Source organism: Methanolobus tindarius DSM 2278, assembly GCF_000504205.1.
In the GTDB taxonomy this organism is placed as follows: domain Archaea; phylum Halobacteriota; class Methanosarcinia; order Methanosarcinales; family Methanosarcinaceae; genus Methanolobus; species Methanolobus tindarius.
Window position 1 is genome coordinate 2,747,964 of the sequence record NZ_AZAJ01000001.1, and the last position, 24,772, is coordinate 2,772,735.

24 protein-coding genes are annotated in these 24,772 nt (G+C 39.9%); 17 read left to right on the forward strand and 7 right to left on the reverse strand.

Going from position 1 to position 24,772, the window contains the following annotated elements; genetic code table 11:
* Nucleotides 1-333: 333 nt before the first annotated feature.
* The 15 genes from METTI_RS13040 to METTI_RS13110 all read left to right on the forward strand — a co-directional run bounded on the left by METTI_RS13040 (nucleotide 334) and on the right by METTI_RS13110 (nucleotide 15,853).
* Nucleotides 334-1,389, forward strand: a complete 1,056-nt coding sequence (locus METTI_RS13040; protein WP_023846295.1) for an L-threonylcarbamoyladenylate synthase — start codon at nucleotides 334-336, stop codon at nucleotides 1,387-1,389.
* A gap of 4 nt (nucleotides 1,390-1,393) precedes the next feature.
* Entirely contained in the window at nucleotides 1,394-1,627 is a 234-nt protein-coding gene (locus METTI_RS13045) for a hypothetical protein (RefSeq protein ID WP_023846296.1), read from the forward strand.
* Nucleotides 1,628-2,449: 822 nt separating this feature from the next.
* Nucleotides 2,450-5,902 (forward strand): hypothetical protein, encoded by a 3,453-nt coding sequence (locus METTI_RS13050; RefSeq protein ID WP_023846297.1) that lies wholly within the window; start codon nucleotides 2,450-2,452, stop codon nucleotides 5,900-5,902.
* Nucleotides 5,903-5,928: 26 nt separating this feature from the next.
* Nucleotides 5,929-7,755, forward strand: a complete 1,827-nt coding sequence (locus METTI_RS13055) for a cohesin domain-containing protein (RefSeq protein WP_023846298.1) — start codon at nucleotides 5,929-5,931, stop codon at nucleotides 7,753-7,755.
* A gap of 72 nt (nucleotides 7,756-7,827) precedes the next feature.
* The gene (locus METTI_RS13060; protein ID WP_023846299.1) at nucleotides 7,828-8,481 is read left to right on the forward strand and encodes a hypothetical protein; all 654 of its coding nucleotides are present in this window, start codon (nucleotides 7,828-7,830) and stop codon (nucleotides 8,479-8,481) included.
* Between the two features lie 124 nt (nucleotides 8,482-8,605).
* Nucleotides 8,606-8,845 (forward strand): transcriptional regulator, encoded by a 240-nt coding sequence (locus METTI_RS13065; RefSeq protein ID WP_023846300.1) that lies wholly within the window; start codon nucleotides 8,606-8,608, stop codon nucleotides 8,843-8,845.
* Between the two features lie 194 nt (nucleotides 8,846-9,039).
* A complete protein-coding gene (locus METTI_RS13070) occupies nucleotides 9,040-9,786 on the forward strand; it encodes an ABC transporter ATP-binding protein (protein WP_023846301.1) in 747 nt (248 codons plus the stop codon).
* On the forward strand, nucleotides 9,765-10,988 hold the full coding sequence (locus METTI_RS13075; protein ID WP_023846302.1) for a SufB/SufD family protein: 1,224 nt from the start codon (nucleotides 9,765-9,767) through the stop codon (nucleotides 10,986-10,988). Before METTI_RS13070 ends, METTI_RS13075 begins: the two co-directional genes overlap by 22 nt.
* Nucleotides 10,989-11,060: 72 nt before the next feature.
* Nucleotides 11,061-11,918, forward strand: a complete 858-nt coding sequence (locus METTI_RS13080; RefSeq protein ID WP_023846303.1) for a hypothetical protein — start codon at nucleotides 11,061-11,063, stop codon at nucleotides 11,916-11,918.
* Between the two features lie 309 nt (nucleotides 11,919-12,227).
* Entirely contained in the window at nucleotides 12,228-12,584 is a 357-nt protein-coding gene (gene rpl7ae / locus METTI_RS13085; RefSeq protein ID WP_023846304.1) for a 50S ribosomal protein L7Ae, read from the forward strand.
* A gap of 22 nt (nucleotides 12,585-12,606) precedes the next feature.
* Nucleotides 12,607-12,822 carry a 30S ribosomal protein S28e gene (locus METTI_RS13090; RefSeq protein ID WP_023846305.1) on the forward strand — a complete coding sequence of 72 codons (216 nt, stop codon included), beginning with the start codon at nucleotides 12,607-12,609 and terminating at the stop codon, nucleotides 12,820-12,822.
* 10 nt (nucleotides 12,823-12,832) lie between these two features.
* A complete protein-coding gene (locus tag METTI_RS13095) occupies nucleotides 12,833-13,021 on the forward strand; it encodes a 50S ribosomal protein L24e (RefSeq protein ID WP_023846306.1) in 189 nt (62 codons plus the stop codon).
* Between the two features lie 13 nt (nucleotides 13,022-13,034).
* Nucleotides 13,035-13,484, forward strand: a complete 450-nt coding sequence (gene ndk, locus METTI_RS13100) for a nucleoside-diphosphate kinase (RefSeq protein ID WP_023846307.1) — start codon at nucleotides 13,035-13,037, stop codon at nucleotides 13,482-13,484.
* A 101-nt stretch (nucleotides 13,485-13,585) separates the two neighbouring features.
* On the forward strand, nucleotides 13,586-15,361 hold the full coding sequence (infB, locus tag METTI_RS13105; protein WP_023846308.1) for a translation initiation factor IF-2: 1,776 nt from the start codon (nucleotides 13,586-13,588) through the stop codon (nucleotides 15,359-15,361).
* Nucleotides 15,362-15,433: 72 nt separating this feature from the next.
* Nucleotides 15,434-15,853, forward strand: a complete 420-nt coding sequence (locus METTI_RS13110) for a 30S ribosomal protein S6e (protein ID WP_023846309.1) — start codon at nucleotides 15,434-15,436, stop codon at nucleotides 15,851-15,853.
* A 50-nt stretch (nucleotides 15,854-15,903) separates the two neighbouring features.
* On the opposite strand, the gene METTI_RS13115 is transcribed toward METTI_RS13110, so the two are convergent.
* On the reverse strand, nucleotides 15,904-17,175 hold the full coding sequence (locus METTI_RS13115) for a hypothetical protein (protein ID WP_023846310.1): 1,272 nt from the start codon (nucleotides 17,173-17,175) through the stop codon (nucleotides 15,904-15,906).
* Nucleotides 17,176-17,408: 233 nt separating this feature from the next.
* On the opposite strand from METTI_RS13115, the gene METTI_RS13120 reads away from it, so the two are divergent.
* Both METTI_RS13120 and METTI_RS13125 read left to right on the forward strand, forming a co-directional pair.
* Entirely contained in the window at nucleotides 17,409-17,855 is a 447-nt protein-coding gene (locus METTI_RS13120) for a HEPN domain-containing protein (RefSeq protein ID WP_048135486.1), read from the forward strand.
* 249 nt (nucleotides 17,856-18,104) lie between these two features.
* Nucleotides 18,105-19,184, forward strand: coding sequence for a DUF4367 domain-containing protein (locus METTI_RS13125; protein WP_023846312.1), 1,080 nt, complete (start codon nucleotides 18,105-18,107; stop codon nucleotides 19,182-19,184).
* 283 nt (nucleotides 19,185-19,467) lie between these two features.
* Here METTI_RS13125 and METTI_RS13130 read toward each other — a convergent pair whose 3' ends face one another.
* The 6 genes from METTI_RS13130 to pdxT form a co-directional block, all read right to left on the reverse strand.
* The gene (locus tag METTI_RS13130) at nucleotides 19,468-20,511 is read right to left on the reverse strand and encodes an ABC transporter ATP-binding protein (RefSeq protein ID WP_023846313.1); all 1,044 of its coding nucleotides are present in this window, start codon (nucleotides 20,509-20,511) and stop codon (nucleotides 19,468-19,470) included.
* 35 nt (nucleotides 20,512-20,546) lie between these two features.
* Nucleotides 20,547-21,335, reverse strand: coding sequence for an ABC transporter permease (locus METTI_RS13135; RefSeq protein WP_048136281.1), 789 nt, complete (start codon nucleotides 21,333-21,335; stop codon nucleotides 20,547-20,549).
* A 71-nt stretch (nucleotides 21,336-21,406) separates the two neighbouring features.
* A complete protein-coding gene (gene modA / locus METTI_RS13140) occupies nucleotides 21,407-22,264 on the reverse strand; it encodes a molybdate ABC transporter substrate-binding protein (protein ID WP_023846315.1) in 858 nt (285 codons plus the stop codon).
* A 386-nt stretch (nucleotides 22,265-22,650) separates the two neighbouring features.
* A complete protein-coding gene (locus METTI_RS13145) occupies nucleotides 22,651-23,058 on the reverse strand; it encodes a pyridoxamine 5'-phosphate oxidase family protein (RefSeq protein WP_023846316.1) in 408 nt (135 codons plus the stop codon).
* Nucleotides 23,059-23,329: 271 nt separating this feature from the next.
* Nucleotides 23,330-24,001 carry a PEF-CTERM sorting domain-containing protein gene (locus METTI_RS16130; protein WP_023846317.1) on the reverse strand — a complete coding sequence of 224 codons (672 nt, stop codon included), beginning with the start codon at nucleotides 23,999-24,001 and terminating at the stop codon, nucleotides 23,330-23,332.
* Between the two features lie 156 nt (nucleotides 24,002-24,157).
* Nucleotides 24,158-24,751, reverse strand: coding sequence for a pyridoxal 5'-phosphate synthase glutaminase subunit PdxT (gene pdxT / locus METTI_RS13155; RefSeq protein ID WP_023846318.1), 594 nt, complete (start codon nucleotides 24,749-24,751; stop codon nucleotides 24,158-24,160).
* Between the last annotated feature and the right edge of the window lie 21 nt (nucleotides 24,752-24,772).

Genomic DNA, 24,772 nt, shown 5'->3' on the forward strand with positions numbered 1-24,772 from the left:
AATATTTGACAGTGTAAATCTAACTCCCTGTTTTATCTGTGAGCGGGTTGGGGAGTGGGGGTTAGTGTGGGAGTGGGGTTAAAAACAGACCCGCTCACAGCGCGAGTAAACGAAATAATACTATATAAGTATTCCCTCTAATGTTGGATACAGAATTAATTAATGCCTAAAAGGGATAATCAACATATAACAGTGGCATAAATGTCTTTCTTATTTTATCGATATTTTCGTGCAAATGAACAATAAAGCTTATGAGTATTCTGGTTCATTAGAGTTCATTTTGTTCTTAATGATTATCCCTAACTTATTAAAAACCATGGCGATTGCTATAATATGATGAAAGATACAAAGGTCTTCTACGTAAGTGAAAAGCTTGAACCCAAAGCTCTTGATGAAGCAGCGAAAATACTTTCACATGGTGGAACTGTTGCTTTTCCAACAGAGACTGTATATGGGCTTGGAGCTAATGCTCTGGACGAAAAAGCTGTGATGCAGATATTTGAAGCTAAAGGCAGACCTGCTGATAACCCGCTTATAGTTCACATTGCTTCCAGGGAAGACTGTAAATCTCTTGTTCTTGAAATCCCGGAAAAAGCATCATTGCTGATGGATAGCTTCTGGCCTGGTCCTCTTACTATTATAATGCAAAGGAAAAAGATAGTTCCCGATGTGACTACTGGTGGACTTGATACAGTTGCAATAAGGGTTCCTGAAAACAAAATTGCAATTGAGCTTATCAAAAGATCAGGCAAACCACTGGCTGCTCCAAGTGCAAATCTGTCCGGAAAACCAAGCCCTACGTCGGCAGAGCATGTTATTGCAGACCTTTCAGGCAGAATAGATGCTGTTGTTGATGGAGGCGATGTGATAATAGGTCTTGAATCAACTGTTGTTGACGTAACTTCTGAGGTACCTGCAATTCTCAGGCCGGGGAAGATAAGTAAAGAAGAGATTGAAAACTGTATAGGGAATGTGAATATTGCATATGATGACAAGGTCCATCCTGAAAGTGAAACCGTTCGTTCCCCGGGGATGAAATATACTCATTATTCTCCTAAAGCCGGGGTAATTTTGGTAGAAGGCGAAAATGATGCAGTTGTCAGAAAGATAAAAGAACTTGTTGAAGATCTAAGCATGAGGGATGCAAAAACCGGACTGATGCTAACAGAAGAATCCGGGAAGCATTTTTCTGAAACAGAATCATTCTCAATTGGTGGAAAGGATAAACCAGAACAGGCTGCAAAAAATCTATTTTACGGCTTACGTTTTCTTGATCTTAAAAATGTCGATATTATTATAGTAGATGGTTCATTTGATTCCACAGGAATTGGTGCAGCCGTGTTTAATAGAGTTCGTAAGGCAGCAGATATGATAATCAAGGTCAAGTGATAGCATGAATCAGGAAAAGAAGAGTTATATGAAAAACAGGCAGAGAAATATTGCAATTCTTAAAAGAAACCGGAGCTTGCTAAAAGTAACCATAGTTATACTTGCCGCAGGTCTCTCTTTAAGTTATCTTGACAGGACGAACATAGGAGAACCTCTTATCTGGCTTGGTGTTATTATATTTGTGTACGCATTTTTTACAGGAATGATAGCCAGACTACAGTTAAAATCAGAAAAATAAATCTTTATTATGTGTATTTTTTACTAATATCTGGTACTAAACATTCTTCCTCATTTTAGTTTCTTTAAACTTTATTAGATTTGAAAACTATGAAAGAAATGGTGGTCGAAAATTTGTCTCCGTCATCCCCAACTTTTTAGGGGACATAATCCTTAGTACCACTATACTATCAGGTACCACCAACAAGCAAGCAAAGAGAAGAAGAGATAAAGGAGAGGTTTATGAATTTGACCTGCTCCTTTCATCTCGGATATATTTCAGTAGATATATTTCTTTAAAACTTTATAATTTTATAATTTCATTCTTTTCTCTAATCCTATTATTATGTTTCACAAGTAATGTGTTAGCAATGTGTTATATTTATGCACATTTATCATGTTTGTTTGTTCAGTGATGTATGATATTTATCTTCTTTAAGTTGTGAAAAATCTAGTATTTAGTATGGTATTTACTTATGTAGTATTTGTCATAAATGGACTAATATCATACAATTCACAAATTTGTCAATGTTAATAATGAGGCAAATAGAATTTTTTTGCTATTTTTTCTTCCATTTGCAGGACTCTTTTTCTGTATTTTTGGTAACTTTGTTCTTTAACATTAATACTTAACAAAACTACCAATAATACTTCTGAATTTTTTCTTCTTATGAGTATATATCATTAAATCTCATAGTATTTCATGGGGTTGTCAATGGGTTATTGTCCAGGGCAACTTAATCTGGTGCCTTAAACAAACCTCGTTTAGACGCAGTCTCGTTTAAATGTGGGAATTGTTAGTGGTACCCTCTTAATATCTATATAAGAAGGAGGATAGGAAAATATGGAGTTTAAAAGCCAGCAGAGGCTCTTAGCTATTGCTCTAGTCATCCTGACTAGTATGGCAATGGTTCAGACTGCTTTTGCTGCAGATGTAAATACAATCAGGCTCTATGGTGAAGACGGAATGGCAACTCCAAACTTCCCATACGAAACGCCTGAAGGACCATTCGATCCACTAAGTCCTGAAGCACCTTACAAGGACTTCATGACATTCAACCCGGCACTTTTCGAGGATGGAATTGTGGTTAACCATGCAAATGCCTACGAAAAAGTGTTCGCAAGACAATATTTCGTTCCAAACTATGAGGAACCAACAGGTTTCGTCTGGCTTGACGAAGGTGACTATGTCAGAACTTCAAATGACATTGTAACCGAATATACCTATATGATGGTCAGTAAAGTTGACTACCAGCCAATAGAAGGAACCGCAATGGATCCACAGACCGATTCATACTGGACCAAGTTCTGGTTCCCAATTGCTGACAATGATGATGCTCAGATAGGTCTTGACGGTATGGATGCTGACGGAGACGGTACAGATGACATGGTACATCTTGAAGTAGCAGGAGACCTCAATCAGGATGGATATAAGGATGCAATGATCGCCACAGATTCAATGCAGCTTAAGGTCGGTGATGAACTACAGTTCCTTGATCACAAAGTCTTAGTTAAGGACGTAGCTATCAGCGGTCTCAATTCAAATCCACTTATAACCCTTACTCTTGATGTATACTACACTGGTAATGATGAACCTCAGCTCATTGAGAAGAACTATCAGGCAAGCATTGTTCCTGGTGACTATCTGGTCGCAAGCAGACACACAGTTGCTGACGCAACACCTAACAGTGACTACTCATGGTTCCTCAGAGCAGATGCAGTAAGCATGAACTACGCATATGTAACAGTAGGACGTGTACTCTATCAGGGAGAGAGCTTCTTTGTAGACGGTGCAGAATATGATGTTGCAGCTATTTTCGGCAGCGAATGCTATGGTGACTATGAATATGACAATACTGTAAAATACATCACTATCAGAAACCCTGTTCCTGAAGACTATGATGTAGACCTTGGTGACCTCTCTGTAATTAAGGAAAGCGTAAGTGCAAATGAAATGATTCCACTTCTGCCACCTTTCAACAGGGAACACATAATGATCGATGATATCGATCTTCCAGCACCACAGTACACAGGCATCATTGATCACACATACACATGCTATTATGATGATGGCACAAATGCTGGTGACCGAAAGCTGACAGCTGATGCTCTTGAGATCTACTTCGTTGATGAAGATACTGAAGCAAGGTTTGATACAAACCTCTTTGAGATTCTTGATGAAGGCCAGACTGAAGAGTGGCAGTGGCTTGACATTATGACAATGCCAGATCAGTACAAGGAATTTGTCTATCCGGCACTTCCTGATGTAAGCGGCAGCTATGCAGACTTCATCTTTACAAGCTCATTTGAGGCACCATACACAAGATTCTGCTATGAGAATTACGGATGTCTTTCAATGGAAGAACTTGACAAGAGAATGATGTTCGAATATGATCAGGAAACTGGAATCGAAGACATCTATGTCAATGAGATAGATGCAGACACCAACGGTGTCAGACTCTATGGCGGTTCTGCAGATGTAGCTGATATGATGGATGCAACATTCCCATACTCAGAAGACAATCCTGAAGGACCATTTGATCCACTCAACGATGAGGCTCCGGACATGGACTTTGTCACAATGAACCCTGCAGTATACACTCACTCTGCATCAGTTGAAGGAGTTCTGGTAAAGAATGTAGATTCTACTGAAAAGGTATTCATCAGACAGTGGTTCGATCCAGATTATCATGAACCTGCTGGTGATGTATGGCTTGATGAATCATATGATTACCAGAGAGTAACTGATGATGTAGTTGTTGAGTACACTTACATGCTTACAGACCTGGCTTACGAGCCAACTGAAGGTACAGCTCTTGATCCACTCGATGCAGAATGTCCACTTGATCATGTTGCAAGCGGTTCACACTGGACTAAATTCTGGTTCCCAATTGCTGACAATGACGATTCACAGATCGGTCTTGACGGCATGGATATCGATGGTGATGGAGACGATGAAATGGTTGATCTGAGAGCAGTCACCGATTTCAACGATGATGGACGTACTGACATTGCAATCGCTTCAGCAGATTCAATCCAGCTCCAGACAGGCGTACAGAATGCAGCAGGTGTCAACTCCGAAATACAGTTCCTTGACCACAAGGTTGTCGTAAAGGATGTTGCCCTTTCAGGTCTAAATTCCAACCCATTGATCACATTGACAATGGACATTTACTACACTGGTAATGATGAGCCACAGCTCATTGAGCAGAACTACCAGGCAAGCATTGTCCCAGGCGGAGCAATTTGTGCTGGCAGGCACGTTGCTATTGTCAACCATCCGGGAATCTTTGAATACCCATGGTTCCTGACTGCAGATTCAGTAAGTGAGGACTATGTGTATGTGACAGTTGGACGTGTACTTTACACTGGTGAATCATTCTTTGTTGACGGTGCAGAATATGATGTTGCTATGATTTATGGTAGCACCTTTGAAGAGGGAGACGACGAATGTTGTACTAACTCCACACTTGTGAACACTTTCAAGTATATCACAATAAGGAACCCACTTCCAGAAGAGTATGAGGTTGACCTTGGTGACCTTTCAATTATTAAGGAACCTGTCCAGCCAATGGAAACTCTCCCACTGTTGCCACCATTCAATGGTGACTTCAAGATGATCGATGACATTGATCTTGAACCATTCAACGTGAATGATTACACATGCTACTATGATGACGATACCAATATAGGATCCCGTGTATCTCCAGTCCAGCCAGCACTTGACATCTATTACACAAGTGCACCAGAGACTGAAGAGAGATTCCACAGCAACCTCTTTGAGATACTCTGTGAATGCAGTGTCGATTACACAGTACCAGCAGAGAGCGCCGTCAGTCTTGTAAATGGCTGCGATGAATCATGGAAGTGGCTGCACATCCGCACAATGCCAGATGAATACAAGGAATTCGTCTATCCGGATGTATGGAACTACAATGGAATTGGAGACTATCTGGTAACCAGTTCATTCACTGCTCCAAACTCTGATCTCTGTGAGGAAGAATTCGATGAAGAATACCGCAGTGCAGATGTCCAGAGGCTCATGTTCTACCACGACCCATCAAACGGTGTTGGTCTTTACATGAACCAGGCAGAAGGTGCAGTATTCTCTGGTGAAGGCACAAAGGGTGACTTCAATGACGATGGAGTCATTGATCTAAAGGACCTCTCAGCTTTCGCATTGGCATATAATTCTGCATCCGGCGATGCAAATTATGATGCAACTGCAGATTTCAATGATGATGGAATGGTTGACCTGAAGGATCTTTCAGCCTTTGCACTTGTATACAACAAGTAAATATGAGGCACTTAGAAGGTGAAAACATGAATGTCAATAAAATGAAGGGATTTGCGGAAAGTGCCGCATTCCTTTTAATCTTTAGTGCATGCATCCTCATAGGAATAGGGTCTGCAGCTGCAACAGCTACTGTTACAGTTGATGACTCTGCTGCACAGGCTCTGTCACCCGGAGATACATTTGATGTTGTTGTCACATTAGATTCTGATGGGTCTATAGTATCAACATTGGGTGTTGAACTAATGTATGATTCGACAGTCCTAGATGTTGTTAGCATTACTCAGAATGGCCTATTTGGTGCCACTGCAAATGTGGATTACATACCAGATCCAGCTAATGGTGATGATGATGCTGGCACTATCTACTATGCACTCTCCGGAACAACTGCAGAAGCAAAGAATGGTGACTTCATTACAGTGGAGTTTACAGTTCTTCCAGCAGTAGCTGACGGAGCATATCCATTGGAACTTTCAATGGTAGATCTACTATATGGTGCAACTGAAGTTCCATACAGTGCGGTTGATGGTACTGCTACAGTTGGAGATGAAGTTGTAGAAGATGAGTATCCTGAAGTATACGTATCTCCATCAACTACCAATGTAGATGCTGGTGACACATTTGAAGTCAAAATCAAGCTCGATTCCATGGGTGAAGATGTTTCCACAATGGAAATATCACTCGCTTATGATTCAGATGCATTGACAGTACTTGGAATTACCCAGAATGGTCTTTTCGGTGCTGTAGAAAATGTTGACTACATAGTTGTCCCAGGAAGCGGTGATGATGGAAGCGGTTTAATCATGTACGGCTTGGCAGGTACAATTTCAGAACCTAAGGTAGGAGACTTCATTACAATTGAGTTTGAAGCTGCATCGACTGCAGATGGAAGCTATTCACTTGATTTAATGGATGTTGAATTACTGGATGGTTCAAATGAAGTGCCTGATGTAATAGTCACAGGCGGATCTGTAGATGTTACAACTGTACCTGCAATTCCACCAATAGCTGACATCACATCACACACATCCGGTGAAACACTTTCACAGATAGAGATTATCTCAGTTGAGGATGACTCTGGTGACGATGATGTTGTAAGTGCTACATTTGAGATCTTTGCAGATCTTGATGGTGACTGCAACGCTGATGATGTCGGTGAAGACTGGAGTGTGCTTGGAGTAGATACTAATGGAACAGATGGATGGAGTGTTGTATTCGATTCAACTACTGTTCCTGATGGAAACTACCTCATAAAGGCTACAATAGACGATGGTCAGGACACATCATTTGAGATCATATGTGTCACTGTCTACAACCCGGCAGGAATTCTCTTGAAGCCAGGATGGAATTTCATTTCAGTACCTGAAGCACTTGAGAACCCAGCTGTTGCTGACGTACTAACTGACTTTGACAGCACTGTGATTGATGCAGTATTCTACGATGACCTTTCAAGTGGAGTAAACACAATGGTAATTCCAACTGAGTTTGAACCACTTAAGGGATACTGGATCCACAATGCTATGGATGAAGATGTCATAATTCTTGAGACATATATCCAGAAGTCAACAACAGTTCCAGCAACACCGGCAACACTTCAGCTCTATCCAGGATGGAATGCTATTGGACACACCGCTCTTGAAGCACAGTCTGCAGATATTGCTCTCATGGCAATTGGCGATGACTGTCTCAAGGTAATGGGTCCATGGGTACCTTCTGCAAACAACTATGCATACATAGGTTTGAACATTGAGGACGGTTCATCATTGACCGGAAACTTTGTGACGATCTATGATTTCCAGATGGATGCATACGAAGGATTCTATGTCCTGGTACAGGAGGAGTGTCTGCTCGGTTAACGAGACAAACAAAGGAGACAATTCAATGTGAGATACAATTTGTATCTCACTTTTTATTTCTTAGGTGGTAACATGAATAAAATTCGGATCTTTGCTTTAACAACTAAAATCATTCTAATTTGCATATTATTAGCAGGTGTGGCCTCGGCCAATCCGCCTATTGTCCTTGAGGGAACTGTTACTATTGATGGTAATCCTGCTCCTGCAGGAACAGTTATCAAGGCAATGTGTGGTGAAGAAGTGGTAGGTACTACCACAGTTGATAATGCAGGCTATTACAGTGATACAAGGGATAATAAGTTGGGAATTTCCTCTGTATTAGAAGAATGTAGTAGTGTGACATTGTATGTGAACAATATAAAAACAGAAGATGTGGATATTTCCAGTATGAATGCTGGTGACATAGTCACTGTCAATCTTCAGGCAACAACAAGTACAAGCAGCAGTTCTTCAGAATCCACAAAGACTACCTCTGGTGGTGGTGGAGGTTTTTCATCAGCTTCTGTAGAGGAAGAAACTCCTGTTGAGGAGGTCGCTGAAGAAATTCCTGAGGAAGAAGCTATGAGTAGTGTTGAGGATACCCTTGCCGAAGAAGAAGTTGCTGAAGAGGAAGAATCTGTTCCGGTGGAAGAAACAGAAGCACAAAGCGCTGATTTCCCTACAGTTGTTGGTATAGGTTCAATGCTTGTAGTTGCAGGGATATTGATTCGCAAAAAAAATGAATAACTTAACTGAAAAATAGTCTGGAAAGCCGGTAACAAATATCGGCTAATCCATTATTTAATACCTTAAAAAAGTTCACCTCAAAAACAAGGGCAAATACTAATGATAATATAATGATATTTTTGTAGTGGATGTGGTTATTATAAGAAGGAGCAGAACGGCCATAAGTGTTGAGATCTTACGGGCTGCGCTAGAGGGGGCAAAAAAAACACATATAGTATACCGTGCAAATCTGAATTTCGAAGTTGTGAACAGGTATCTTTCCCTTTTACAGGAGAATGGTCTCATAGAGCAGAAAGGCAACATGTATGTCACAACGGATAAAGGTAAGGAATTTCAGGAAATTGCTAAGGAACTGGGCTTGTAAACTTATTTCATTACAGGTCTTTGTAGGTAACTATCAAAAGTATATCTCTGGCTGGGTATCGAATTATTTCATAATTTCAGGGTGTTATTATCCCAAATTTCAATAGGTTTTTAACCGATAACCCGTATAATAAAGCAGGATTCCCGTGAAAGCTGCTTTCATGGGTATATTGTCATAAAAAAGGAGGCCATATTATGCTGGAGATCAATAATCTAACAGTTGAAATCGGCGGCCGAAGGATATTAAAAGGCGTTGACCTTAATGTTGAAGCCGGTTACACTAACGTTCTTTTCGGGCCAAACGGAGCAGGCAAATCCGCTCTACTCATGACACTGATGGGATTCAGTGGCTATAATGTTGTAGAAGGAGAAATAATCTTCAAAGGAGAGGATATCACCCATATGTCGGTCTATGAAAGAGCGCAGATGGGTATGGGTATCATGACCCAGAGACCTCCTAATATGAGTGGAGTTAAACTTTATGATCTTTTGAATGTCATTTCCAAGGATATGAAAGATACCGAAGAGCTCGCCGAAACCATTGATATGGTTCGTTTCTATGAAAGAGATGTTAATGTAGGTTTCTCAGGTGGAGAGATTAAAAGATCTGAGCTTCTTCAGCTTTCTGCACAAAATCCTGATTTCGTATTACTTGATGAACCGGAGTCAGGTGTAGATCTCGTAAGTATCGAACAGCTTGGAAAAACCATCAATAATCTTCTTCAGAAAGATTGCAAATGTGCTGGTGACAGGTGCAAACATGGAAAATCCGCACTTGTGATTACACACACCGGTCAGGTACTTGATTATATTGAACCTGACAGAGGTTACATACTGTGCAATGGAACAGTTATGTGCTCAGGAAACCCACGTGAAATGCTCACTGAAATAAAAGAACAGGGATATGAGGAGTGTATAAAATGCAAGCTGATGAAGATATGAGAAAGAAGGCAGAAGCAGCCCTCAAGAAAAATGCAGCATACGGTGAGGATTTTGACCTTAATGACTATGGGCTTGCATCAGATAAGGAAGAAAGTGCTGATGACCTCGAAGAACTGAGTGAAGAGGATCAGAGAACTCTTCTTAATGTAGGATTCACACCTTCAGAGGATAACAGATCAGGTAGTTTCCTGATGCTTAACAATGCTGTAACGCATTCATCTCTCCGTGACGATGATGTTGTCGAGCTTATGTCATTGCGTGATGCAATGAAGGTTCATGATTGGGTAAAAGACTACTCATGGAAGCTTGTAGAACCTGATAAGGACAAGTATACCGCAATGAGTTATCTTCAGGATGCAAACGGATACTTCATTAGGGCACCTGCAGGCAAGAAATCAAAAATGCCTGTGCAGACATGTCTTCTCATCGGTTCCAAACAGGTATCTCAGACAGTTCACAATATTGTTATTGTTGAAGAGGGAGCAGAACTTGATGTTATTACAGGATGTTCCACAAAGCATGGAATTGAGAAAGGTCTTCATCTTGGAATCTCTGAAATGTATGTGAAAAAGGGAGCTACCCTTAATTTCACAATGATACATAACTGGGGTGAAGAGATAGGTGTCAGGCCAAGGACTGTTGTTCACGTTGAAGAAGGCGGGTCATATATCAGTAATTATGTAACCTTGAAGCCTGTAAAATCAGTACAGTCATATCCTACGGTAATTCTTGAAGGCAAGGGTGCTTTTGCAAGGCTGAATACTATTGCTGTTGCACATCCGGGTTCGGAACTTGACCTTGGAAGCAAAGTAATATTCAATGCGGAGGACACAAAAGCTGAGCTTATTTCAAGGACAATTACCACAGGTGGTGCTGCTATTGCCCGTGGTGAGATGATAGGTAATGCAAATAATGCAAAAGGTCATCTTGAATGTCACGGACTTGTTCTTGGTGGAGGAATGCAGAGGGCTATTCCTATACTTGAGGCAAATGTTGAGGATATTGAACTGTCACACGAGGCTGCTGTGGGAAGAATTGCGCGGGAGCAGATAGAATATCTGATGGCAAGAGGTCTTACCGAAGAAGATGCAGTGGGTATGATCGTCAGAGGTTTCCTTGATGTTGGTATCCAAGGTATTCCGGATGAGCTTAAGGCTGATATTGATGCCACTATTGCAAAGATCGGAGAAAATGCAATCTGATCTTTCCTATTTTTATTTATACTTTGAATAAGGTTTATTTAATCCAGTTAATCAATTATTTGAGGAGAATGAATGAATCAAAAATACGGAGCAATTTTTTTAGCTGCTATAATGGTTATGTCTATTTTTTCATACTTCGTTGCAAGCTTTATAGGAGATTCCAACGATGTTGAAGATACAGTTACAGATGTGCAGGATGCACCAGGCTTTGAAGTTATCGATGGAACACATTTTAGTGCAGATTTGAATTCAATTTCAGACGGACTGGCAATAACTCCGGAGGGAGTAACGAATATAGCTTATGTGGATTATGCGAGAGTGTATAACACCCCTCTTCAGGTCTTTGCTCCTAATATCACTGATCTGTATTCAGTTTATAATACTTTGATAGTCAAGCGATATTCAGCTTCTAACAGTGATGATTTTGCTTTTGAGGCACATGTGTTGAATCCAGAAACGGTTGGTTTCGAGTACATGGTAGCTGATTCATATAACGGATATGAGATACTTTCCAGAGGTGGAGATCTTTATAATGTTATTGGAACTCCAACTCTTCTGGGCTCAGCAAGCAGTCTTACAAAAGTGATAGATGTTTCATCAGGTACAGCCAATGTTTCCACTGAATACTCAGAAATCATGTCTTATGTGGATTCGGGTGCGGAATACCAGATGCTGAGTTCTGAAGATTTGATAGCTGATCAGCACTATGTTGAGTTCAGGAATATGGGAGATGGAAATTATTCCAAGACTGAGGTTTTCCTGAATCCTCTTGATACTACGCTTGATAAAATAATATCGCTTGAAGATAATAGTACTGAAAGAAACCTTATGTATGATGTGGAAATTGTCGATGAAGGAAGGATAGCAAAGGTAGTTGTTACAGCCAATACTTCTAACTTCTATAGTCTTGCAATGGAACAGTATTATTGATAATATTATAGTAAAATTGGTCAGTAAAGATATATCATTATCTTTTCTGATCTGACTTTCTTTTTTGTTTTCCTGCCACAAGGTTTATACCTGAACAGGTTATTTTATGACTCCAATTGCGCATTCTATAAAAACAATAGTTTAAGAATGCAGTAATTCACAGCCATTACTTTGGCATATAACTTTGTGTCAGTTTACTTATTGATTAACATTGTTACAATCGTAATTGGCCAATTAGTCGCATTGGCGGCACACAATGAATAATGAAAAACCATGAGTATACAGCATGGTTTCGAAGGAGAAAATAATATGGCAGCAAAATTTGACGTTCCAGAAGAACTCGCTAACAAGGCGCTCGAGAGTGTAGAACTTGCAAGAGATACAGGCAAATTAAAGAAAGGAATAAATGAAGTGACAAAAGCTATTGAGAGAGGCATTACAAAGCTCGCAGTAATTGCTGAGGATGTCGATCCTGCTGAAGTCATTGCACATATTGCACCTCTCTGTGAAGAGAAGAACACTGCATACATTTATGTAAAAGAGCAGAAAGAGCTCGGTGCAGCCTGTGGAATCGGTGTCGCTTGCTCTGCAGTCGCTATTGTAGATGCTGGCAAGGGTAGCGAAACAGTTGAAGATGTCGCACAGAAAGTAAGTGCACTTAAATAAACCTGATACGTGAGGTATCGTTATGGCAGACGAAGATACAGGCTATGCGGCTGAAGTCATCGATGTAATCGGAAACACCGGTATGCATGGTGAAGCCAGCCAGATCCAGTGTCGCGTACTCGAAGGACGTGACAAGGGCCGTATAATCACCCGTAATTGCGTTGGTCCTGTAAGAATCGGTGACATTCTGATGTTGATCGAAACTTCCAGAGAAGCCAAGAAACTGACTACCAGATGAGGTGACTGATATGGAACAGAGAAAATGTTCATTTTGCGGTGAACTTCTTGAACCAGGTACAGGTAAGCTCTTTGTGAAAAAGGATGGCTCATCATATTATTTCTGCACATCCAAATGCGAAAGCAATTTTGAACTTGGAAGATTACCAAGACGTACCGTCTGGACCGAACAGGGCAGAATATACTTGAAGAAAGCATAATCGGGTGTTCTAAATGGAACAGACATATATTATGATCAAACCGGACGCAGTACAGCGCGGACTTATGGGCGAGATCATTTCAAGAATTGAGAAACGTGGTCTTAAGATCGCAGCTATGAGACTTGGTGTCATGAGTGAGGAAAGTGCAAAGGAGCACTACGAGGAACATGTTGAAAGACCTTTCTTTGCTTCACTTATAGAATACGTAACATCAGGACCATCCGTCTCATTGGTTGTTGAAGGTAAGAATGCTATTGCAATCATGCGTGCAGTAAATGGTGCAACAAACCCTGTTGACGCACTCCCTGGCACAATCAGAGGAGACTTCGCAGTTGAGACCGGCAGAAATGTCGTTCATGCATCGGATTCAACAGAATCCGCACAGCGTGAGATAGCTATTCATTTCAAGGATTCAGAGATAGTTAATTATACCAAGATCGATGAGGTCTGTCTCTACGAGTAAAAAGGTTAGAGCCAGGGTGTTTGCTTGTTGCAAATATCCTGAAAAATCTTTCCTTTAAATTCATTTCCAACTATCCGGATAATCTTTGAAGGGGTTTGCACATGGCTGTAAATGAAAATCTACGTACACCAATCGTTTCTGTAATGGGACATGTCGACCACGGCAAAACCAGCTTACTTGACAGGATTAGAGGTAGCGCTGTTGCTGATGGTGAAGCAGGTGCTATTACTCAGCATATAGGTGCAACTGAGGTTCCCATAGATAATATTGTAAACAAGTGTGGGGATCCTTCACTAAAAGACAAGTTCATAGTACCGGGTCTTCTTTTTATTGATACTCCCGGGCATCATGCATTCACATCTCTTCGAAGCAGAGGTGGTGCTCTTGCAGATCTTGCTATTGTCATTGTTGATGTCAATGAAGGTTTCATGCCACAGACAATAGAGAGTCTCCATATCCTCAAGAGATTCAAGACTCCTTTTGTGGTTGTTGCTAATAAAATAGACAGGATCCATGGCTGGGAAGCTAACAAGAATCTTCCTTTCCTTGCTACATATAACAAACAGAGTGAACGTGTAAAGTCTGATCTTGATAACAAGCTTTATGAGCTTATAGGAGAACTTTACAATATTGGTTTTAACTCTGAAAGGTATGACAGGGTGAATGATTTCCAGCGTAATATCGGTGTCATTCCAATAAGTGCAGCAACAGGCGAAGGCATTGCTGATGTACTTATGATTCTTCTCGGACTTGCACAGAGATTCCTTGAGGGCAACCTGCACTATGATGCAACAGCTCCGGGAACAGGTACAGTCCTTGAAGTAAAGGAAGAAAAAGGTCTTGGAACTACACTTGACATAATTCTTTATGATGGAACCATCAAAAAAGGTGACACTATTGTTGTGGGAAGTCTTGGAGACCCTATCCAGACAAAGATAAGGGCATTGCTTAAACCACGCCCTCTTTCAGAGATCAAGGCTGAGGAAAAATTCCAGCAGGTTTCTGAAGTCACGGCAGCAGTTGGTGTCAAGATATCCGCTCCTAACCTTGAAGGTGCTCTTGCAGGCTCTCCTGTGAGGGTTGTAAGTACGGATACCATTGATGCAATCACAGAAGAGATTAAGAGCGAGATCGCAGATGTCCAGATAGATACAGATACAATAGGAATCACTATCAAGGCGGATACCATTGGGTCACTTGAAGCACTTGTTAACGAGCTGAAGAAAGAAGACATTCCAATAAGAAAAGCAAACGTAGGCGATGTCAGTAACAGGGATATTGTCGAAGTAACTGCAATTGAGGATCCGTTCTTCTCAGTAATCGTAGGTTTCAATGTGAAAATCCTTCCTGATGCAAAGGAAAAGCTTCAGTCAACAGATGTAAAACTTTTCTTAAACGATGTAATATATCGTTTGATAGATGACTACAAAGACTGGGTTAAGAAGCAGAAGGAACTGGCTGAGAAAGAGATATCCGATACTATCACAAAACCCGGAAGATTCCAGATTATGCCTGACTGTACATTCCGCCAGAGCAAGCCTGCAGTTGTAGGTGTTAAGATTATTGCCGGTGTAGTAAAAACTGGTGTGGACATTACCAATGCAGACGGAGAAGTTGTTGGTAAGGTAAAAGGCCTTCAGATGCGCGGAGAAAATATTTCCGAAGCTAAAATTGGTATGGAAGTTGCAATGGGTATTGAAGGACCTACAGTTGGAAGGCAGATTAAGGAAGAGGATACACTCTTTGTAAATGTCCCTGAAAGACATGCAAAGAAAATGGAACATGAAATTTACGACTCAATGACGGCAGATGAATTAGAAGCACTTGATGCATTCCTTGCAATAAAAAGAAGGGGTAATCCTTTCTGGGCAAAGTAAAATGGGATGCACAATTCATTTAGAAAGATCATAACAAACACAGGAAAAATAAAACCATAAGGAGGAAAAAATATGGCAGATTTTAAAGTAGTGGTTGCAGACCCTAAGACAAAGTCATACCAGTTTGATGTCACAGGCGCTGAAGCCAATAAATTCGTTGGAAAATCAATCGGAGAAACAGTTGAGGGATCACTTGTCGGTCTTCCGGGATATACATTGAAAATAACAGGTGGAAGCGACAAAAGTGGAATGGTTATGAGACCAGACCTTCCTGGACCAAAAAGACAGAAGGTTCTTGTTGCAAACGGAACAGGATACTCTCCTGTATCAAAGGGTGTACGCCGCAGAAAGATGATGCGCGGAAAAGAAGTTGCACCGGACATTGTCCAGATCAACACAGTCGTTGCAGAATATGGCAGTGACACAATAGAAAAGATTCTCGGCGGCGATGAAGAGCCAGCAGAGGAAGTTGAAGCAGCAACAGAAGAGTGAGCTTTTCACTCTTTATTTATCTTTTTTATAACAGACTTTACATTTCTTTCTTATACTACTTTGTGTACCCCAAGATCAAAGGGTTCCTGACGGCAGATTATTTCATTAACTTCAAATGAGAAATTAAGATTTCCAAAATCAATTTTTCCAGGATTTATCGGTTTTACTACAAGAGATGTAAAACCAGATGAATGAGCTTGTATTTCCCCTATGCAGGCATTTGGATCATGACACTCTATAAATGATGAGAAACAGCTATTGAAACATACATTATGCAGAATATCATCTGATTTATTGTCGACATATATACCAATGGAATTGCCAACTTCGCTATACAATGATTCCGGTATTTTGATCCTGACATTAACCTCGGGGGTCTGGATATAGTATTTTCCAAATGACACTGGTTCCACTTTGCAGTTGTTTCCCCCGATCTTAAAAAAAACTTCATATTTTCCAAAGTCAACTTCTCCACCTTTTGCAGGAGTTATGCGGTATTCAGTATTGAAAACCGATCCTGGTGAGAGGTTTTTTGTTTCGGAAAAAGCACTATCATAGTTAATGTGTTCAGGGAATGAACACTTGACATGCAATTCCCCAAGTTCGATATTTGATTTGTTAATAAGCTTGAATATAATTTTGCTATCGTGCCCAAATCTGAATTTGTTTCCAATATCAACATTTAGTGGAAGATAACTGTGGTTAATTTTTATGTTCTCGTAAAAGTATGGTGGTTTCTGGTGTTTGTGTCCATCGACCTCAAAGTATAGGTCATAATATCCCATGGAAAGATTACCTGCTACCAGAGGGACAAATGAAATATTTGCACAGATTGATGATCCGGGTTCAAGTGAGCCAAGGCAGAGGACTGGTTTACTGCAAAGAACTGTTGCCGGAAAAACAGTTCTCATCCAGATATTCTCGATTTTCTTGTCAGTAGGATTATTTACCCTGAGGTAAAGTGGGTTTTTAAATCCCAGTTCAACAGAATCTGCAAACTTATAGTCAACAGTAACAGAATCCACTACCTGCATTTCCCTGATTCTTCGTCTTTCAATGCCTATTTTTTTTTCATAAATCCAGAAGGCATAGATAGGCAGGTATAGAATGATAATATACATTGGTGCACTGGCAAGATATATCGGATCAGGTCTGCTGGTAACTGAAAGTATGCGGGTCACTGTTAAGAATGTAGTAAACATGACCCAGAGGAATACGTAAAACTGAAAAAATGTTCCAGTTCTTCCACCTGCTTCATTTTGAAGTGTATAGGTGAGGGATCTTGTAATATCATTAAGAGGTCCCAGCTTCAGTTGAACCACCTTTCTACCTTGATGCCAATTATCTTGTAAAGTATTACTTATAAATATATTAGTGAGTCAATAGCTCTTATACGTTTTGCATTCACTTCTTAAAGTAAGATTAATGATGAGTTCATCATTTACCGTCAGATATATATTTGATAATACGGAAATAGCATTCCTAATCAACCTGGATTCGTAGCTGCTGATAGTTATATACTGAATTAATTCACAATGTCCTGATGAGGAGGCTAATGATGAGACTGGAACTTATGGAGAAGAGATCAAGATTTGATGATTTTGAAAAGGAGTATCGTGACTCCAAAGCATACCTTCGCAGGGCTAAACTATTTCTGGAACAGGGGCAGGATCACACTGTAGTTTTCAATGTAGCTTCACTGGCTCTTGAACGTTATCTTGTGGCACTTTGTTACCTTTATGATATGGAACCCTACAACCACAATTATACATGTCTGATGGATACTGTTGAGATGTTCATGAAAGTACCGAAAGAACTCAATGAAGAGATAAGGTCAATGGATAAGATATTCGATATCTGTTCTCTTGATGATTACTTCCACGGAGATCCGGAAGTTTCAGATATGGAGCGTATCCTGGTAATGTGTGAAGAAGTGGAAGGACTTTTTGACCAGAAAAAAATAGAATCATTCAGAGAATCTTTGTTGACTGATTCTGAATAATCTTGTTTAAAAGATTATTATTATTATTATTATTATTATTATTATTATTATCTATTTTTGAAAATTATTTAACTTTATTTTATTTTTTAGTATTACATTTTTTAGTATTACTATAGTTGGAACTATAGGCCATAATTCTTAAATATAAATCTTCCCTCTAAAACATGTAAAATTTTAATTTTATATAAAAATTATAATTATGTTGCTGGCATATCTGAAATGCCAGTAATTTTAATTATGGGTGGATGAATGAAAATGAGATTTAAAATACTATTTGTATTACTTTTAGTAAGCACAGTACTTTTTAATTCAGGTTGTATAGGTGAGGATTTCACTGCTGATCAGATAGCTGAGAAAATGCAGAAAAAGCAGGCAGGTATTGAGGATATGTCTGCTACAGTTCATATGACAATGACAAATGAAGCTGGAACTCAGGAGATGGAGTATGAGACACTCCAGAAGATGCCTGATAAGACTAAAAGTGTTGTAGTCTATCCAGAAGAGATGGCAGGTCAGGTAACAGTCTCCGATGGAGAGAAAATGTGGATATATTACCCAGACGCTAACAAGGTTACAATTATGACAATGCCGGAAATTTCAGATGACTTCGAGGTAGATTATACATCAATAATTGGGGATCTGCTAAATGAAACAGATGCCTCACTTGTAGGTACTGAAAATGTTGATGGCAGAGACACTTTTATATTAATGCTGGTTCCAAAAGATGAAGAAGACAGCCTGCATGCATCAGATATGAAAGTCTGGGTAGATGATGAAACATGGACTCCATTAAAAATAGAAATGGGTACAGAAGATACCTATCAGATTACTGTAGAATACAGAAATTTTGAAATAAATACTGGCATATCTGATGATGAATTCGAATTCGAGATACCTGAAGGTGCAGAGGTCACAGAGATTGATAATTTTGATGACATGCTTCCTGTTTCAATGACAATTGAAGAGGCACGGAATTTATCGGACTATGAAATTACCACTCCTTCTTATTTACCTGAAGGTTACGAATTAAATAACGTAATGTTTAGTAATACTTCTATTTCAGCAGACATTGATGAATCAGTTACGCTGATGTATTCTTATGATGACAATGGTATCATAATAACTGAAATATTCTATAATGGAGAAATAGATCAGAATTCAATAATGCTGGAAAGTGAAACAGTCTCTGTCAATGGGGAGGAAGCTGATCTCTATTCCATGTATGATAATTCTTTAATGCTTCAATGGAAACACGATAACGCTATGCTTACTCTCAGTGCTTCTCTTGACCGGAATGAAATTATTCAGATAGCTGAATCGATGGAATAATAAAAACTGTAATTTTAACGGATGTATGTAGTTCTTCCGGACTACATATTTTCTCGTTTTTACTCAACTGGTTTTTGTCCTCTTTAGAACGACAGTGTACTTAATAGTACTTCGTAGTCATCTACAAAACCCTGCATTTTCTTTTCAGTATTTCTGTACAATTCTTTGTATAAAAGCAATAACCTTTGTAATTGTATTCTGTACAGCAGCATCGGAATATGCCGCCTTTGGCGGATGGTTGCATTGTTCTTTGTTTTCCAATTATTTGTCAGGCTTAACATATTCAGATAATATGAGTGGCTGAAGCCTTGAAAGTAAGATAAACCCATGATCCCGGGTAAAGACCCATATCATCATAGGCTCTTTTTGTAAGCACAACTCTTAAAGGAATTCCTGTGTCAATCACAAGATTGACAGTTGACTTCATTCTGGTAATTTCAGTCAGAACACCACTGAATGAATTCTGGGCACTTGAATCAATAGGGTCTTTTGACAGCAGGATATCCTCCGGTCTGATAGAAACACTCACATCACCTGATTTGAGTGTGCTTGAAATAATGGTTAGTCCATTAACCCCTATCTCTGCCAGTTCATCCCTGATAACTGATGTTCCGTGGAAAATGTTCTCAACACCTACAAAATCAGCAACAAAAGCCGAATTCGGCTTTCTGAAAACTTCATCTGGCGTACCTATCTGATGAATTTTACCGTCATGCATGATGGCTATTCTGTCGGCAAGGGCGAAGGCCTCTTCAAAACTATGAGTCACATGGATGGTAGTTGTTTTCTTTAACTGGTGTATCCGCAGGAGTTCCTGCCTCAGACGAGCCTTTGTTCCTGAATCAAGAGCAGACAGAGGTTCATCTAACAGAAGAAGATCAGGTTCCGTTATAATTGCCCGTGCTATTGCCGTTCTTTGCTTTTCCCCGCCGCTCAATGTTGAAGGATGACGGTCAAGCAGATATGCTATTCCAAGAAGCTCTGCTATTCTTTCAACCTTTTCCTCAATTTCAGATTTATCAAAACCCTTGTACTGAAGTCCGAATCCTATATTTCCCCTGATATTCATATTGGGAAACAGCATGAAATCCTGATAGACCATACTTATATTCCTGTCTTTTGGAAGAAGACAGGTTACATCATAATTGTTGATCAATATAGAACCCAGATCCGGATAATATATACCTGCAATCGATTCCAGAAGTATTGTCTTACCGGATCCTGTGGGACCAAGTATGCAGAAATATTCCCCTTCTTTTACACAAAGGTTTATGCTTTCAAGTTCAAACTCGCCAAGTTTAATTGAAAGATCACTTACTTCTATCATATTAACCGTTCAGCAAACCTAATTGACTATAATGCCTAGTAGAGCTTTGCCAATCCTCCCTTGCGTTCGAATAGATAGAGAGTTACCCCTGAAATTAGTATCAATATGGTTGCAGCAGCAATTGCAAGGTCAAGTTCACCTGAAGACATGTTCAGGTAAAGAGCTATCGGAAGCGTCTCAGTCTTCATTCTGGTAGCTCCTGCAAGCATTAGCACCGCACCGAATTCCCCCATTCCTCTTGACCATGTTATGACCGAACCTGCGATCATTCCATTCTTTGAAAGAGGAAGTGTTGTCCTGATAAAAGCCTGGAAAGGCGTGCAACCAAGTGTCTGTGCCACATGTTCGTATCTTGGATTAATACCTTCAAAAGTTGAACGCATTATCCTGAGCATCAGGGAAATATTCACTGCAAACTGCGCCATTATTATCCCGGGAACTGTGAATACGAACTTAAGTCCCACATCCGCCAGAAAGCTTCCAACACTGGTTGTACCGAATATAAGCAGCAAGCCAAGTCCTGCAACAATTGGAGGTAGTGCCATTGGCAGATCGAGAACCGTATTGATAATAGCCTTTCCACGGAAATGATATCTTGCAAGTGAATATGAAACCGGAACTGCTATCAGTATGCACATTAAAGTTGAAATTGCAGATGTCAGCAAGCTGAGACGAATTGCAAATTGAATTTCCAGGGAAATTATATTTGTTATAAGACTTACCGGATCTGTGTGAGTGATTATCTGAAATATCAGAGTTGAAACGAAAAGAGTAAGCAGGAGCATGAGAATAAGATTTGCATGCTTAAATCCGGTTCTTTGCATTAATGCACCTGCTTCGTTTTTATTGTTTTTAATTTTATTTTTTAGATTTATCTCATATTTGTTCATCAGATTCAGTTAGCATCCAAATAGGCATACTTTTCATCTGGATAAAGTGTGAATCCATATTCTTCAAAAATACTGTGACCTTCATCTGAAACCACAAAGTCTACAAATTCAGCAGCAATTTCCGGATTCTCAGATGTTGTCAGGGTTGCTATTGGAACTATCTTTATGATGTTATCGTCCTCTGCAATTTCTATTACATTTACAGCATCATTATTCCTGACAAGGTCTTCCCATACTATTGAAGCATCCGCCTGGCCAAGTGTGATGTATGTTACAAGTTCATTGACTGTTGCCCCTCTTGAAACAACGTTATCTTCAGTCTGGTTATAGATACCTTTTTTTGTCAACATCTTATCACATAATACACCGATGGCTGCTGCTTGTGGATCTCCAAGCACAACACTGACATCATCATTTGCGAGATCATCAAGACTATCGATGTTTGCAGGGTTATCCAGCGGAGTGATAATCACAGGGACATGATATGCAACATTGCTGGAGTTGTCAACAAATCCTTTTTCGGCTGCTACTTCAAAGTAATAGGTTGCACCTGGCATGTAAACATCACCTTCACCTGTAAGTTCAATCTGAGTCAGAAGTGTGTTGGACCCGGCATAATTGTACTGTACAGGAACACCATATTCTTCTTCGAATAAAACTCCAATTTCGTCCATTGGCTTACGCATTCCGGCACCACAGTAAACCAGAAGTGTTTCTTCACTTACCTGTTCACCTAAATTACCTGAGTCTGGAACTGATTCATCCTGATCGCCTACGGAATCACTTGTTGAATCAACACAACCCAGAAACAGGATACAGGAAATCAATAATAAGAAAACTATAATGTGTTTTTTATTTACCATCCAATCCTCTCCTTAAAATCAATCTCGAATGTATGTTATGCCCTTTCGAGCACAACATCATTCCAAGTAGCAATGTTCGGAGTGTTATGTTTGACATAACATAACGACACTTCCTTGGCATGTTTACTATAAATAACTTCCTACTAAGGGACCCTGTAGAAATCCTATTTATATGAGTGATACAGAAATTCTCTTTTTCATTTCCACAAAAACAACCGGCAATCTAAAAGCAAAGTACCCATCTGCCAAAGGCGGCACATTCCTTTGTTACTATCCTGAATACGATTGAAATATCTCAGTTATTAAAAATTGTTGAGTCCAAAACGAGTAGCAGTATTTCCTACGGGGCAGTAGAAATAGAGTTAAAAAGGAGTAATGGAAGTTACTTAGAGTAACTTCTTTCCGGCATCAGGGCCGCTCTTACATTCAAAGACGTCTGTGATCTTCATCTTGACAAGGAATTTTGCTGGGAAACGGTCGCTCTTTGCTTTTACCATCTTGCGCATTTCGTCATATTCCTCTCCACGGTCAATGATCTTTACGTCTCCTTTGACCTGGAAGCAACCATTGATCTCCGGTCCCCATACATATATTGCACATTTTGGATTTGCCCTGAGGTTCTCCATTGTCTTGAGGAAGAAGTTGTCCACGATCCAGATTGTCTCTAAATCTTCCTGAAGGAAGCACATTCCAATAGGAATTACGTTTGGAACACCGTCTTTTGATGCGGTTGCCAGTGGGAAGATCTTCATCTTTTCAAACTCTGTTTTCATCTCATCTGTTAATTTAACCATCGATATTACCTCTACGTTTCAAAATAAAAAGTACAGTAATTGTACTCTTTAATCAAGCTTAAGCTTTTTCATTAGTGGATTCAAATGGATGTTGGATGTAAGAATCAAATGGATATAGTATTAAGCAGAGAAACACCTTCAAAAGGATGAAATACAGGATTTAAATTTGTGAAATTCTATATCTGGAAGAAGGAGTTAAGGAAAGTAGTAAGTATGTTTTAGCACTTTCATTTCAAAAAAATAGACGGAGGATTAACCCTCCACTTAATTATTAATCCTTCCTACGCTGGAAAATAAATGCCAACCCAATCACAGCAGCTACTGGAAGCGCTACTGATGGGAATTCCGGAATATTTTGAGAATTTATAGGAGGACATGCAATGGCAAACTCGCCGACTGCGTAATAATCTTCACATTGCAATGTAATCGAATCTACATGAGTGCCATCAGTGGTGTAGAAGCCGAAGTACTGTGCACCAGAATCACCATTGACTGCAATGGTTGTAGTCGTCCCATCATCTGCTGTAGCAGTTATGTCAAAAATATCGTATGAACATGGTTCAACATAGAAGTAGAATGCACCGGTATCATCAGGCATTGTCATTGTAAGGGATGTTTCTCCCTTTGTGGAATATACATCACCAGCATATTCATGACTCCATGTTGCCCAACCATGACCAATTATACAGTGTGATACCGGGATAGAGAAGTCGAGAGTGCCACCACAAGGTGTTGATAAGAACGAGATATCAGTGTATAAAGGATTTGTGTCGGCAGGGAATGGTGTCATTGTGTATGGTCCAAGATTTGTAGGAGGAGCATCTGTTCCGGGGCTTGTGTCGTAAGAGATACTCGCACTAGCTACACCAGCAGCTCCAACAAGCAACATTGTCAGCAAAGCACTTTTGATTACTATTTTGATGAAATCTGTTTTTATTTTCATTATTATACCACCATCAAGCTAAAAAGCAATTTTTGGTGGCTGATGTATATTAGTATAATATAAGTTTATTTCCTAATTAGTTATCCAAATGAGTATGAATGATGAAACTAATACTACTATCAACATAATATGTTAAATCCAAATATGTAATATTTTTCAAAACAGCTTATCCAAAAAATACTGGTGAACCCTCAGATCCTCAGTAAGCTCAGGATGAAATGCCAGTGCAAGAACATTTCCTTGTTCAGCAGCTACTATCATATCATCGATTTTAGCAAGGACTTTTACATCATCTCCTGCTTCAACGATTCCCGGTGCTCTGATGAACACTGCGTTGTACGGTGTGTCGAGGAATGGGAGTTCAAGTCCGATCTCAAAGGAATCACGCTGTCTTCCGAAGGCATTTCGGTTGACTGTGGTGTCCATGAGTCCTAAAAGGTGCTGGTGGGTTTTGGCTACCTGCTCGTCTCCGGCAGTTGCCAGAAGAATAAGACCGGCACAGGTTCCCATGATTGGTTTGCCTGCTGCGTTCATCTCTCTAATTTCATCGGCGATGCCTTCACGCATGAGCAGCTTTCCAAGGGTTGTGCTTTCTCCGCCTGGAAGTACAAGTGCATCACATTCAGGGACGATTCCCTTGTGTTTGATAGTAACAACTTCTCCATTCTCTCCACGCTGCCTGAGGGCATTTTCAAGAGCCTCAACGTGTTCGGAAACATCTCCCTGAATAGCAATAACACCTAATTTCATATGATCACGTTTTAGTTAGTA

Bases quoted from the DNA above. Each gene is read 5' to 3' on its own strand.
- METTI_RS13040 (WP_023846295.1), top strand. From the start codon at position 334: ATGATGAAAGATACAAAGGTCTTCTACGTAAGTGAAAAGCTTGAACCC.
- METTI_RS13045 (WP_023846296.1), top strand. From the start codon at position 1,394: ATGAATCAGGAAAAGAAGAGTTATATGAAAAACAGGCAGAGAAATATT.
- METTI_RS13050 (WP_023846297.1), top strand. From the start codon at position 2,450: ATGGAGTTTAAAAGCCAGCAGAGGCTCTTAGCTATTGCTCTAGTCATC.
- METTI_RS13055 (WP_023846298.1), top strand. From the start codon at position 5,929: ATGAATGTCAATAAAATGAAGGGATTTGCGGAAAGTGCCGCATTCCTT.
- METTI_RS13060 (WP_023846299.1), top strand. From the start codon at position 7,828: ATGAATAAAATTCGGATCTTTGCTTTAACAACTAAAATCATTCTAATT.
- METTI_RS13070 (WP_023846301.1), top strand. From the start codon at position 9,040: ATGCTGGAGATCAATAATCTAACAGTTGAAATCGGCGGCCGAAGGATA.
- METTI_RS13075 (WP_023846302.1), top strand. From the start codon at position 9,765: ATGCAAGCTGATGAAGATATGAGAAAGAAGGCAGAAGCAGCCCTCAAG.
- METTI_RS13080 (WP_023846303.1), top strand. From the start codon at position 11,061: ATGAATCAAAAATACGGAGCAATTTTTTTAGCTGCTATAATGGTTATG.
- rpl7ae (WP_023846304.1), top strand. From the start codon at position 12,228: ATGGCAGCAAAATTTGACGTTCCAGAAGAACTCGCTAACAAGGCGCTC.
- METTI_RS13090 (WP_023846305.1), top strand. From the start codon at position 12,607: ATGGCAGACGAAGATACAGGCTATGCGGCTGAAGTCATCGATGTAATC.
- METTI_RS13095 (WP_023846306.1), top strand. From the start codon at position 12,833: ATGGAACAGAGAAAATGTTCATTTTGCGGTGAACTTCTTGAACCAGGT.
- ndk (WP_023846307.1), top strand. From the start codon at position 13,035: ATGGAACAGACATATATTATGATCAAACCGGACGCAGTACAGCGCGGA.
- infB (WP_023846308.1), top strand. From the start codon at position 13,586: ATGGCTGTAAATGAAAATCTACGTACACCAATCGTTTCTGTAATGGGA.
- METTI_RS13110 (WP_023846309.1), top strand. From the start codon at position 15,434: ATGGCAGATTTTAAAGTAGTGGTTGCAGACCCTAAGACAAAGTCATAC.
- METTI_RS13120 (WP_048135486.1), top strand. From the start codon at position 17,409: ATGATGAGACTGGAACTTATGGAGAAGAGATCAAGATTTGATGATTTT.
- METTI_RS13125 (WP_023846312.1), top strand. From the start codon at position 18,105: ATGAAAATGAGATTTAAAATACTATTTGTATTACTTTTAGTAAGCACA.
- METTI_RS13130 (WP_023846313.1), bottom strand. From the start codon at position 20,511: ATGATAGAAGTAAGTGATCTTTCAATTAAACTTGGCGAGTTTGAACTT.
- METTI_RS13135 (WP_048136281.1), bottom strand. From the start codon at position 21,335: ATGCAAAGAACCGGATTTAAGCATGCAAATCTTATTCTCATGCTCCTG.
- modA (WP_023846315.1), bottom strand. From the start codon at position 22,264: ATGGTAAATAAAAAACACATTATAGTTTTCTTATTATTGATTTCCTGT.
- METTI_RS13145 (WP_023846316.1), bottom strand. From the start codon at position 23,058: ATGGTTAAATTAACAGATGAGATGAAAACAGAGTTTGAAAAGATGAAG.
- METTI_RS16130 (WP_023846317.1), bottom strand. From the start codon at position 24,001: ATGAAAATAAAAACAGATTTCATCAAAATAGTAATCAAAAGTGCTTTG.
- pdxT (WP_023846318.1), bottom strand. From the start codon at position 24,751: ATGAAATTAGGTGTTATTGCTATTCAGGGAGATGTTTCCGAACACGTT.